Source organism: Pseudomonas sp. SWRI111 (assembly GCF_014268555.1).
Taxonomy (GTDB): Bacteria; Pseudomonadota; Gammaproteobacteria; order Pseudomonadales; family Pseudomonadaceae; genus Aquipseudomonas; species Aquipseudomonas hamedanensis.
In genome coordinates, this window is the sequence record NZ_JABWQQ010000001.1 from 136,519 (window position 1) to 148,984 (window position 12,466).

8 protein-coding genes are annotated in these 12,466 nt (G+C 58.9%); all 8 read right to left on the reverse strand.

The annotated features are described in order from the left end of the window. Positions 1-3: 3 nt before the first annotated feature. The 8 genes from HU755_RS00585 to HU755_RS00620 all read right to left on the reverse strand — a co-directional run bounded on the left by HU755_RS00585 (position 4) and on the right by HU755_RS00620 (position 12,448). On the reverse strand, positions 4-3,312 hold the full coding sequence (locus HU755_RS00585; protein WP_238349923.1) for a hypothetical protein: 3,309 nt from the start codon (positions 3,310-3,312) through the stop codon (positions 4-6). 33 nt (positions 3,313-3,345) lie between these two features. Next, positions 3,346-4,212 (reverse strand): DUF4123 domain-containing protein, encoded by an 867-nt coding sequence (locus HU755_RS00590; RefSeq protein ID WP_186630214.1) that lies wholly within the window; start codon positions 4,210-4,212, stop codon positions 3,346-3,348. After that, on the reverse strand, positions 4,203-6,257 hold the full coding sequence (locus tag HU755_RS00595) for a type VI secretion system tip protein VgrG (protein ID WP_186630215.1): 2,055 nt from the start codon (positions 6,255-6,257) through the stop codon (positions 4,203-4,205). Before HU755_RS00595 ends, HU755_RS00590 begins: the two co-directional genes overlap by 10 nt. A gap of 363 nt (positions 6,258-6,620) precedes the next feature. Then, positions 6,621-7,241 carry a hypothetical protein gene (locus HU755_RS00600; protein WP_186619008.1) on the reverse strand — a complete coding sequence of 207 codons (621 nt, stop codon included), beginning with the start codon at positions 7,239-7,241 and terminating at the stop codon, positions 6,621-6,623. Positions 7,242-7,286: 45 nt separating this feature from the next. Next, on the reverse strand, positions 7,287-8,225 hold the full coding sequence (locus tag HU755_RS00605; protein WP_186630216.1) for a carbohydrate kinase: 939 nt from the start codon (positions 8,223-8,225) through the stop codon (positions 7,287-7,289). Between the two features lie 13 nt (positions 8,226-8,238). After that, positions 8,239-9,735 (reverse strand): xylulokinase, encoded by a 1,497-nt coding sequence (gene xylB / locus HU755_RS00610; protein ID WP_186630217.1) that lies wholly within the window; start codon positions 9,733-9,735, stop codon positions 8,239-8,241. Between the two features lie 123 nt (positions 9,736-9,858). Then, positions 9,859-11,334: a mannitol dehydrogenase family protein gene (locus HU755_RS00615; RefSeq protein WP_186630218.1), complete on the reverse strand. Its 1,476-nt coding sequence runs from the start codon at positions 11,332-11,334 to the stop codon at positions 9,859-9,861. Positions 11,335-11,344: 10 nt separating this feature from the next. After that, entirely contained in the window at positions 11,345-12,448 is a 1,104-nt protein-coding gene (locus tag HU755_RS00620) for an ABC transporter ATP-binding protein (protein WP_186630219.1), read from the reverse strand. Positions 12,449-12,466 lie beyond the last annotated feature (18 nt).

The following is a 12,466-nucleotide window of genomic DNA, read 5'->3' on the forward strand; positions in this document are numbered from 1 at the left end:
ATTTTATCCCTTGATATTTTTAGCTTGAGAGACATATTTTGCTTTTCCGCCAGGAATAAAAGTTTTTCCGTAGTATTGGGTTCTGTGACAAAAGCCATCTAGGTTCGCGCCTAAGATACTCACGTGCGTTTTGTACCGGGCACGCATTTCGTCGTTCGCATCGTCGTGCAGTCGCAGAATTGCTTCTGACATGAAATTGTCCATATGCAGTCGATTTTCGCAATATAGCTGTTCTGCTTCGTCTACGGTTTTGGTTCCGAACCGATTCATGCTCATGCATGCTTCTTCAAATTGTGATTGGGCCAGGGTTATTGTTCCCTGCTTTTCTGCTTGGCGGACAATCAATCCTAATATGCGCTCGACGGCCTGCTGCTGAAGCAGTTGACACTGGTCCTTTGTATAAGATTTTTCTGGGGTTTTAGAATTTGCACCAAGCGCTCCATATTCCGAGATGTTGAATTTCTCTGGCGCAGAAGTCAATGTCATCAACATTGGACCAAGCGCACCTGGAGTTGCTGCCAAAATCCATTGGTCTAGCTCAGCTTGATTGTGATAATTCATAATCGTATGAGCGATAATTGCTCCTCTACCGCCCCCGGTTAATGCCTCATATAACGACATCACCATATCAACGCCTTGCATGTAAGTCATCGCCACTTGCATTCCCGCTGCGCCAAGGAAGTTAAGTTTATCGATGTAGTCAGCCGCATCTTCCGTTATGAAAATCAGCGACTTATCCTGATTTTTATGCATTTCCCGTCGCAGCAAGTTAATCAGGTCAGTAACTCCATCATAACCCACTTCAAACTGGAATTCGCCGCCAGCGCCAGTGCCGACTATCACAGAGGCTTTAAATCGCATGATGAATCGGCCTTCATGCAGTGAAATCCCTATATCAGCGTTGGCACCGAGCCCGTACGCGGCAGTAAAGCCCGCTGTGAGTCTGGCCAGGCTCGCCCATTGGCTAGCTTTCGTGCTGTTGACGGTGTTCGCCATGCCGGGCGAAGGGGTGGTGCGCAACGCCGCGATGTCTTTCGGCGGAGCCCAGTTCAAGGCGCCTGTAAGAAGAATTCCCGCTTGTACTCCGGCAAAGAGGTTGAACTGAGCTTTAGCTCCATCCTCAACCCGCACATTTGCGGCGCCCCCCGTTAGAGCGGGTTCGCTTCTGGTCGTACTCGCGACAGCATTGGAGGTCTCTGGGCGTTTTGCATCGGGGATTTCCGGAAGATTGAGGCCGCCTTGTACGTTTGCGCGGCCCAACTGCACGCTGGAGGAAAGGAGGAGGGTGGCGCCTGTGTAGCCCCACGCTCTGGCGCCCAAGTGGATCGAGAACCTACCGAGATTCAGGTTTTTGCGGTTCTTCTCGTAATCCAGGTACGGGATCAGGATGTCTTTCGCCTCATCTTTTCCTGGCAGATCCATTTTCATCAATTCAACTTCGCCACGAGCGAGGTCGATACCCAAGCTGACTTCTGCTTTGGCGGAAGCTTTGAAGTTGTCGGTTACGCTGAAGCTTGGACCAGTGACCTTTGTTCCAGTGTGGATGGAGGATTGTGGTGGCGTCAGGCAACGAACCAATTGTGCTTGAGGACTGTTGTCGAACAGGCGCAACGAACTCCTGACCTCCTCTTTGAACAGCAACTGCCTCAGGCGCAGCCCCCAGTCTTTGCGGGCGCCAGCGTCCTCGAGAGTGTCCACCTTGAGTTTTTTCGACTTGAGATATGAATAAAAGGCTTCTACATCGAACCAGCCTTTTTCATCGAACCAGTTGCTTTCCTGATCCTTGATGGCCATCGCGCCTTGGAGGCGCAGCCATTCATGGAAAGGGTTATCGTCGGTGTCAGATTGCGCTTTCCCATTGCTGTTGCCGGGCAGTTTTTGCAGGTCTTTGCTAGCAGTAGCACCGATCGCGCTTACGTCTTTTTTCAGGGCTTTTTCAATGCCTTCCAGATTAAGCAGACTCAAATGCTTCACTGGGCTGTTGGGGCTATTGAAAAGCGCTACTTCGCGCAACGGGAAGCCAGCCTTGACCAGGCGTTCTTCCGGTTTTGGCTGAAATTGCTCGGGCTCCCACAACAGATGGCGCAGTGGCAGCGCTGCGGCTACAGCGGCTTCTGCATCATCGCGAAGCTGCATGCGATCTTGTTGAATGCGCTGCCACTCGGCTTTTTCAGCCTCCACGATGCCCGCAGGTGCCGCTACGTTTTGGCCGCTGGCATCAATCCAGGCTTTGTATTTGGTGCGGATTTGTTCAGCCAGTTTGACCTGCCGCTGTTCCATCTCAAGATATGACTTGAATTTCTCGATACCTGCGCTGATTTCGCCTGTGTCAGGGATGAGCGCAAACTCTGGAAGCGCCAAGCCATAGTCGGCAACTTTCAAAATTGAATCGATATAAGCAGCGAAGTCTTTTTCCACTTTTTTTCGATCGTTGGCGACATCGTTCAAATAGCCGCACATCCGGGCCTTGCCATCGATCACACAGTTTGTGGCGTCCAGATACGCCTTTTTGTTTTTCTTGAAGTCTTCTTCTTTGAGGGTAGCCAGCTTGCCGCTGGCTGTGAGCGCCGCACGGGCTTTCAGATAGGTCTGTACGCGCGTTCTGGCCTCAAGTGCGCCGGGCGAAAACAGGTTGCCGCTTTCGTAGGTGTAGCCCGCTAGTTTGGCTTGCTCGATTGCTACGGTTTTCAGCTTCTTCCACTCGTTATAGAGGCGTTGCAGCTTTTGCCCCTCCGAGTTTGCCTCAAGGAGGCTGGCCTGCTGCTGACCGGCCAGTTCCCGGTTGCGTGCGTATTCACTCTGATCCGGCAACTTGTCCAGCGCCGCTGAGTTTCGGGCTTCACGGCTGACCGCTTTCAGGCGCATGGCCATGGTTGGCTGCGCAATATCCGGCTCCTGAGCTTCGATTTCCAGCATTCGGCTTTTCTGTTCACCTTGCAGGAAATTTGACAACTTGGGTTCGAGGAAATACTCGAGCAACCCTGCGGTGTTCATCCCCTTTAACCGTTCCTCAGGAGACTTGCTTGCGCTGATGTGTTGCTCAAGTTCATTCATTGCCTCTTTGATCGAGCTCGCAGCGCGCTTGGGCAGCAGATAGAACATTTTTTCCTTGGTGGCGTAGATCACTTCGCCATAACTTGTCGAGCAAGCCGTTTCCACTTTGTCGAACGCGTTGGGGCAACTCGCAGGCACTTCAGGCTGAGGATCAAGTTCCAAGGCGGGTTTTGTTTCAACCAGTGTCGCCGGGGCCGAGGCACCTGCCGCAGAGCTGTCGCGATCTACCTTTGTTGCTTCTGAGATTTCAGTATCCATTTCGCTTCCATTCATTCTTAACGGACGGGCTCATCAAGCAGCGCTGGTGGCGAGTTGCTGCAGCTGCTGAACTTTGATGAACGACTCTTCCCTGGATTGCAGGATGGCCATCGCCTGTGGCTGTGTTTCAAGCAGCGGGCCGTTGGTAATCGGCCCCAGTTTCAGCAAGTGGCGGCCTTCGTAAATATGGTGGGCGACCAGCACGTTGAGGTTTTCAACGAGGTTGGGCAGTTGTTCGTCGGTGGGTTCGCCGTAGGCGACGTAGTGTTCGTCCACCCAATAAACCCAACCCAGATGCTCTTGAACCTTTGGCGCTGCTGGCGGCAGGCTGAACGCTGCGGTATCGCCCAGCCATTCAAGTTCCGAGACGGCGTGCCAACTGAGCCACGAACCGCGATTGCGTCCGAAGTGGGCGGGCGCCGGGCTGTATACGTGCTGCCAGGGGCCGAAGAGTTGATGGGAGTTATCGCCTGCGGTGTAGGCCAGCGCAGCCCACAGGCTGGGCTTGTGATAGCTCAGCAGGCTTTGACCGCCAGAGCCATCGTTGGCGCGCAGGAGCCACCGCGCATGGGCCAGTGCCTTGTCTGGGACTGTTGTAGCGAGCGCTATGCCGGAGTAATTTGCCACGCAGAGCTGCGCTGCTTCCGCCGCGAGGCGACTGCCCCACGGTGCGGTCAGCCAGAGTGGGCCGTCGGAGGCGATTTCAGCGAAGTCGGTGTTGAGGAACAGGCCTTGGGCATCCACGACTGGTTCACCGACACGATAGAGACGGCTCATCGCGTCAGGCTGGCGAGTCCGATCGATTATGAAACATAGTGTCAGGTCAGAGCTTTCTCTCGGTAGATCCGCGAACCCATGGCGTGGGGCTTCGAGGAGGGCGCTCAGCGCTTTTACATGCATGTGCAATCCTTACGGCTACAGGCGCCGTTGCTTTGCTTGCCGCACAACGGCGTTATGCCGGACTCGTTCAGACGTTTGGGCAGCGGGATGAGGACTTTCCCCGCCTTATCCGCATCCGCCACCTTCATCGGCCCCGGCAGCAACGGCGCCGCCGGCGTGCCCACCCCCGGCGAGCCGCCAGTATTAACCTTCACCTCAGCGCCACTGATCGTCACGCCACCGGCATCGACCTTGACGAAGCTGCCCCCAGCCTTGGCGGTCAGTTCCATGGCGCCTTCAATCACCACTTTCTGGCCGGCGTAGTAGTGAATCTCGGTCCCTGCCTCAACAAACTGCCCAGTCCCCACCTTCACATGCTGCGTAACCCCCACCGTCAGGTGATCATCCGCGCGCATCTCACTGATCCGGTCCAGATGGGTAATCCGGTGTTCTTCAACCTTGAATTCGCTCAGCGTGTTGGCTTCCACGGTGTCGTGCCGTTCGTTGCCGACGCGGATTTTCTGGTCGTGTTCGATGTTTTCGTCCCAGTCGCGCTGGGCGTGGATGTAGATCTGTTCGGCGCCTTTTTTGTCTTCGATGCGGAATTCGTTGTAGCCCTTGCCGCCCGGGGAGCTGAGGGTTTTGAAGGTGCTGCGGGTTTTGTTCGCCGGCAGGTCGTAGGGGACGACGTTTTCCTTGTGGTACAGGCAGCCGGTGACGAGTGGCTGGTCGGGGTCGCCCTCGAGGAAGGTGACGAGGACTTCCATGCCGATACGCGGGATGGCGATGCCGCCGTAGGCTGCGCCAGCCCAGCCGCTGGCGACGCGCATCCAGCAGGTAGTTTTGTCGTCAGACTGGCCGTCGCGGTCCCAATGGAATTGCACTTTGATGCGGCCGTACTGGTCGCAGTGAATTTCTTCACCGGCGGGGCCTGTGACGACGGCGGTCTGGCTGCCGAGGACTTTCGGTTTCGGGTGTTCGAGGGCAGGGCGGTAGTGCGCGTCCCAAGGGGTGGCAATGAAGCTGTTGCGGTAGCCCTGGTGGAAATCGCTCTTGTTGTCGGTGACGTCGCTGGTGACGTTTTCGCCGAGCACTTGCGGCTGTTTGCCTTCGTGGAAGACTTCCAGCAGCAGCCACAGGTCGTTCCACTCGGCACGCGGGTGTTCGGCGAGGCTGAGGAAGTGGCCGCTGGTGAGGGTCGGCTCGTCACCTTTGCCTTCCGCGAGTTTGTAGTCGCTGCGATGGCGTTCGAGCGCGCGGGTCGAGAGGAACTTGCCGCGCTCGCGGGTGGTGAAGCGGCCGGGGTAGTCGTAGTCCTCCAAGTCCGGGGCGAACTCGGATTTGGCGGCGCCTTCGGGAAGGATCTTCGGTTTTTCGAAATCGTAGTCGCGGCGGCTGACGCGCGTGGTGCGGGTTTCCAGACGCAGGTTGAAGCGCTTGATCACCGGTTTCTCGGCAGCCATGCCGGAGTCTTGCTGGTAGCTGACCGGCTTCAGTTTGCGGAACACGGTCTGGTCATCGCCGAACACCAGTTTGTGCCCGCTGCTGCTGTGCTGGAAATGGAAGTGAATGCCTTCCTCTTCGCACAGACGCTGGATGAAATGCAGGTCGGACTCGTCGTACTGCACGCAGTATTCGCGTTCCGGGTACTCGGCGCCGAGCTGGAAACTATAAGCGTCCGCGAGAATGCCGCGGTCTTCCAGCACCTGAGCGATGATTTTCGGCACCGTCAACTGCTGGAAGATCTGCTGATCGTGGTTGTGTTGCAGATAGGCCAGTTGCGGCATCAGGCTGATGCTGTAGCGGGTCAGGGTCTTGCCGGAATCGCCTTGCTCGATGCGGTACACCTGGCCGTGAATCTTGCCTTCGCCGGTGGCCCCGAAAGTCAGGCAGGCGCGCTTGTGCAATAGCTCTTCGAGTTTCAGGTCGGGGCGGGCGCTGACCAGTTCGAGGTCGAAACGGAACGGTTCGTTGAGGGCTTCGCGACCGGTGAAGCTGAGGACTTGCAGGTCGGCGTTGGCGCCTTCGATCGTGAGGGTGATGTGGGTTGCATTGGCGTCCAGCATGCCTTGAATTCCGTCCGTTGAATAAGCAGGTGATGGATGTTGCAGGATTAGACCGCCTCATTCAAGGCGCAAATGGCGTAGGCGTGGGCGCCGCATCACATAGGGAAAACCCTTAGAGGGCCGTTTTGGTCCAGTAAAACCGGGCATTTCGTTAACATTGCTGGAGGCAGAACGCCGATATTGATGCGCCAGTATGGTCAGTGATGACCGCTTGGTTTCAGACCAAAGCGATTGGCGGTGCCCGAAAGATTGCCTTCGCGGGCAAGGCCGCTCCCACAGGTTTCTCGGGTGAACACGAAATCTGCGTTTACTGAGGTTCCTGTGGGAGCGGGCTTGCCCGCGAATGCGTCTTCAGCATCACCGCTACAACCAATGCCAGAACCGGCTCCAGAACCCGCGATTCAAATCCTCCTTGCACCCGGCATACTGCCGCGCATACATATCTGAACGATTCTGCACCTTGCGCGCCGTCGGCGGCAGCCAGGCTTTGCTCGCGTAGGTCTTGTTGCGAAAGCCGCCCCAGCCTTCGTGATAGTTGAGGTACTGGTTATACGCGTCGTATTTGTAGACGCCATTGATCGAGGTGGTCTTGTCCATGTACCAGCCGATGAAGTCGATGGCATCGTCGAAGTCTTCGCGGTCGGCCCAGTTTCTGCCGGTGCTTTTCTGGTAATCGGACCACACTTCATCCTTGGCTTGCGCGTAACCCGACGCCGTTGACACCCGACCCCAGGGAATCACCCAGAGCAGATATTTGCGCGGCGTCTTCGCGTCGTAGCGATAGCCGGACTCCTGATACATGATCGCGAAGGGCACCTGGATCGGTACGCCCCAGCGGTTTTGCGTGACTTGCGCGGCGTCGTACCAGTCGCTTTTTTCCCGGAAGATCTCGCAGATGTCTTCCGGCGAGCGGGGCGGCGAGGTGCCGCAACCGCTCAGCAGGGTTGCCAGTGTCAGGAGTGCGAAGGTCTGCCGGTAGTTCAAAAGCGGTTATCCCGTCATGCGCAAAAAGGCCGACAGTCTACGCGCTCAGCGCAACTGATGACGATAGGGCAGATCCGGACCGGTTTTGCTGCAGGTCAGCGCGGCGGCTTGCACGGCGAACCTGAGCATGGCGTCGATCTGCTCGCGTGCGAGTTGCTGCACGCCCTCCACCGAATCCAGAGCATGTTCGCTCAGCCAGGTAATCAGCGCCGCTTGAAAAGTATCGCCGGCACCGACGGTATCGGCGATGTTCACCGAGGCGGCCGGCACCGACCATGTGCCGTGTCGGCGACTGAACACACTCGCACCGTCGCCTCCGCGGGTGAGAAAGACCAGTTGGCAACGATGTTCGAGCCAGCCCTCGATCACGTTCTGCGGGTCCTGCTCGGGGTAGAGCAGGCTCAGGTCTTCGTCGCTGACCTTGATCAGGTCGGCCAGTTTTACCAGCGTGGCGATGCGTTCCCGCCACAGGTCGATGTTCGGCTCGGGATTGAGGCGTACGTTCGGATCAAGGCTGATCAGGCGTTTGCCGCTTTCGCGCTGGACCAGTTGCAGCAAGGTGTCGCCGACTGGCTGCACCACCAGCGAGTACGAGCCGACGTGCAAGCCGCGCACCTCAGGCCCCAGCGCCGGCAAATGCGCCGCGCTCAGTTGTCGGTCTGCACAGCCTTCGCCGCGAAAGCTGTAGTGCGGTGAGCCGTTGGCACCCACGGCAACCATCGCCAGGGTGGTCGGCGCGGCAAATTCCACGAGATAGTCCGGGCACACACCTTCCTCGCGCAGCACTTGTTGCAGACGCCGGCCCAGATAGTCAGTGGACAACCCACCGAACAAGGCTGAATCCACGCCGAGCCGGCGCAATCCCACCGCGACGTTGAACGGCGAGCCGCCGGCAATCGCCTTGAAGTTCACCTTCGACGCCAGACCGCTGGCATCGTCTTCGCTGAAGAAATCAAACAGGGCTTCGCCACACACCAGGTACATAGTTGTTTGCTCTTTATAGGGTTGCGACATGCTGTTGATAGCGTTCGTAGGCCTGCTGGAACGCTGCGACATTGGCGGCGATCGGCAGGGTTTCACTGTTCGGGTCAAGCTTGACACAGCGCTGACACAGGTCGGCCAGGCTGACTTCGTGTCCGTCAGCCCACGATTGGCACCACGCCGCCTGAATCGCCGCGCCCAGTGCCGCCGCTTCGCTTTGCTCGGTGCAGATCACCGGGGTGTTCATGATGTCGGCGACGATCTGCCGCCACACGGCGCTTTTCGAGCCGCCGCCGATCAGGCAGATGCGCTGGCTTTGTAAACCATTCTGGCGCAGCAGATCCAGCCCGTAACGCAAACCGAACGTCGTGCCTTCGACGGCGGCGCGGCACAGATTGGCCTGGGTCAGGTTGTCCAGCGTCAGCCCGTGCAGGCTGCCGGTGGCATGGGGCAGGGCGGGCACGCGCTCACCGTTGAAAAACGGCAGCAGGCTCACGCCGTCCGCCCCGATGGGCGACTGCGCGACCAACTGGTTGAACTGAGGAAGATCGAGATTGAACAGCTCGCGAATCGCACCGGTGGCATTGGTCAGGTTCATGGTGCAGATCAGCGGCAGCCAGCCGCCGCTGGACGAACAGAAGGTTGCAACCGAGGCATCCGGGCTCACGCTGGGTACGTCGCCATAGGCGTACACCGTGCCGGAGGAGCCGAGGCTCATGGTGATCGCGCCGGGCCGGATGTTGGCGGTGCCGATCGCGCCCATCATGTTGTCGCCACCGCCGCTGGAGACCACTGCATCAGGGTTGATGCCCAAGTGTTCGGCAATCGACGGCAGCAGCGTGCGGACCGCTTCATGGGCGTCGATCAGCTTTGGCAGTGCGGCTTGCAGGCGTCCGCTGGCGTCGATATCGCGCAGCAGCTGCAAGTCCCACTGGCGGGTGCGCACGTTGAAGTAGCCGGTGCCGGATGCATCGCCGTATTCGCTGCAGCAACGCCCGGTCAGCCAGAAATTGAGGTAGTCGTGGGGCAGCAGAATCCGCGCGATACGTGCGAACACCTCGGGATGTTGCTCTTTGGTCCAGAGCAGCTTGGACACGGTATAGCCCGGTGCGATGGCCACGCCGAGGCGTTCCAGCGAACCTTTTTCGCCGCCCAGATGTTGCAGCAAACGGTCGTTTTCAGCGCTGGTTTCGGTGTCGCACCACAGCTTGGCAGGGCGCAGGACTTGCCCTTGATCGTCGAGCAGGACCAGGCCGTGCTGCTGGCCGGAGACGCCGATACCGAGAATCGACTGGCCGTCGACGTTCGCCGATTGCAATGCCTGACGCGTGGCGATGGTGAACGCGTCCAGCCATTGCTGGACGTCCTGTTCGCGGCGACCGTTGGCGCCGCTGATCATCGTGTGTGGCGCCGCGCCCTGGCCGAGTACCTGACCGCTGACGGCGTCGAGGATGATCGCTTTGGTGCCTTGGGTGCCGCAGTCGATACCCAGGAAGAGCTTTGTTGTTGTCATGGAAACTCCACGGCTGCTCGTTCCCATGCTCTGCGTGGGAACGCCTCAATGGACGCTCTGCGTCCGCTTTAGATGGGACGCGGAGCGTCCCGGGCTGCATTACCACGCGGAGCGTGGGAACGATCAAGTCGCGAGAACTTTTTCCAGAGTCCGCGAAACCCCAACCTCGCGCAAACTCTCGCAGCACCACTCGAACGCCGCAACAAATTCCGCCGAGTTCGGTATCGCCGTGCCGAAAATCTCTTCGACGCCCAACAACCGTTCCGTTATCGACCCGTCCTCCGCCACCAGTCCCTGGCAAAAAACCGCCCGCGGATCCGGTATCGAATAGGTATCGCCATTCTCGTCTATCCCCTTCAGATACAACGCCCACGCCGCTACCACCAATGCAGCGCGTCTGGTCTCGCGTCCATCGGCGATCAATCGGTTGATCGTCGGCACGGTGAACTTGGGGAATTTCGACGAGCCATCCGAACACACCCGCTCAAGTTGATCGGCAATCGCCTGATTGGAAAAGCGCGCCACCAGCGTGTCCTTGTAGTCGCTCAGGTCGATGCCCGGCACCGGTGCCAGTTGCGGGGTAACGTCGAGATCCATATAGGCGCGCATGTATCGGACGAACAACGGATCGTTCATGGTTTCGTGGACGAAGCGATAGCCTTTCAGAAAGCCCAGATACGTCAGGGCCAGATGGCTGCCGTTGAGCAGTTTGATTTTCATCTCTTCGTAGGGCGTTACATCGTCGGTGAACTGCACGCCGACCTTTTCCCAGGCCGGACGGCCGTTGACGAATTTGTCTTCCAGCACCCATTGCACGAACGGTTCGCAGACCACCGGCCAGGCATCGTCGACGGCGTGCTTGTCGGCCAGTTGCAGACGGTGCGCGGTGCTGGTCATTGGCGTGATGCGGTCGACCATGGCATTGGGAAAGCTGACGTTCTGCTCGATCCAGTCACGCAGGTCGGGATCGCGCAACGCGGCGAACGCCAGCAGCGCCTTGCGCGTCACCGCGCCGTTGTGCGGCAGGTTATCGCAGGACATCAAAGTGAACGCTGGCGTGCCCGCTCCGCGGCGTTTGGCCAACGCAGCACAGAGGAAACCGAACACGGTTTTCGGCGCCTCAGGGTGGGCCAGGTCCTGTTGAATCTGCGGCAAGTGCGCCATGAATTCGCCGTTGCTGTCGTCGATGCAGTAACCGCCCTCGGTGATGGTCAGCGAGACGATGCGGATCTGTGGATCGGCCAGTTTGTCGATCAGCGCCCGCGCGCCGTCCTCGGCCAACAGCATGTCGCGGATCGCACCGATCACACGCACTTCGGTGTCATCGCTGTCACCCAGTTCGAAGAGGGTGAAGAGGTAGTCCTGCTCCTTGAGATCGTCACGGGCGCGGCGGTCTTCGGCACGCAGACCGACGCCGCAGATTGCCCAGTCGAGTGCCTCGCCGCGGTTCATCAGCGCGTCGGTGTAATACGCCTGATGGGCGCGATGAAAACCGCCGACGCCAATGTGGGCGATGCCTTGGCGCGTGTCGCGCAGCTCATAGCGCGGCAGCTGCACTTCGGGGGCGAGGCGGTTGAGGTTGTGTGAGTTGAGTTTCATCGCAAAAGTCTCAGGCGGCCGCGCGCAGTGGGCGGGTCAGCGCCACCCCGTCGGCATTGAATAAATGGCAGTGAGTCGGGTCCAGACGCAGGCTCAGTTGTTCACCGTAACGGCTGGCCAGATCGCCGCGCACGCGCATGGTCAGGGCTTCACCGGCCGCGGTGGTGACGTGGCAGAAGGTGTCGCTGCCCAGCCGTTCGCTGACGTCGGCCGTGACCTGCAAGGTGCAGTCGCCCGGTTGCGCCAGCTCCAGATGCTCCGGGCGAATGCCCAGGGTCACGGCGCTGCCGACACTCAGCTCGCCGGCATTGAACGCCAGGACGATGCGGCTGCCCGCGTCCAGGGCCACTTCACAACTGTGGCCGTCAATGCGCGCAATCTTGCCCTTGAGGAAACCCATTTTCGGCGTGCCGAGGAACCCGGCGACAAACAGATTCGCCGGTTGGTGGTACAAGTCCAGCGGCGAGCCGACCTGTTCGATCTTGCCGCCATTGAGCACCACAACCTTGTCGGCCATGGTCATCGCTTCGACCTGATCATGGGTGACGTAAATCATCGTCGCTTGCAGGTCTTTATGCAGGCGCAGCAGTTCCAGACGCATCTGCACGCGCAACGCGGCGTCGAGGTTGGACAGCGGTTCGTCGAACAGGAAAATCTTTGGATTGCGCACGATGGCGCGCCCGATCGCCACACGCTGGCGCTGGCCGCCGGACAGTTGTTTCGGCTTGCGCTCGAGCATCGGGCCGAGTTCAAGAATGCGCGCCGCTTCGCCGACCTTCTTTTCGACTTCAGCTTTCGGTACGCCGGCCAGGTCGAGGGCGAACGACATGTTCTTTTTCACCGTCATGTGCGGGTACAGCGCGTAGGTCTGGAACACCATCGCCAGATCGCGCTTGGCCGGGCTGACTTCGGTGATGTCGCGGCCGTCGAGTTCGATGGTGCCGCCGCTGACTTCTTCCAGGCCGGCGATCAGCCGCAGCAAGGTGGATTTACCGCAGCCGGACGGGCCGACGAAGACCACGAATTCCTTGTCGTGCACTTCCAGGTCGATGCCCTTGATGATGGAAAAACCTTCGAAGCCTTTTTGCAGATTCTTGATTTTCAGGTTGGCCATGAAATGGGCCTCCGCAAT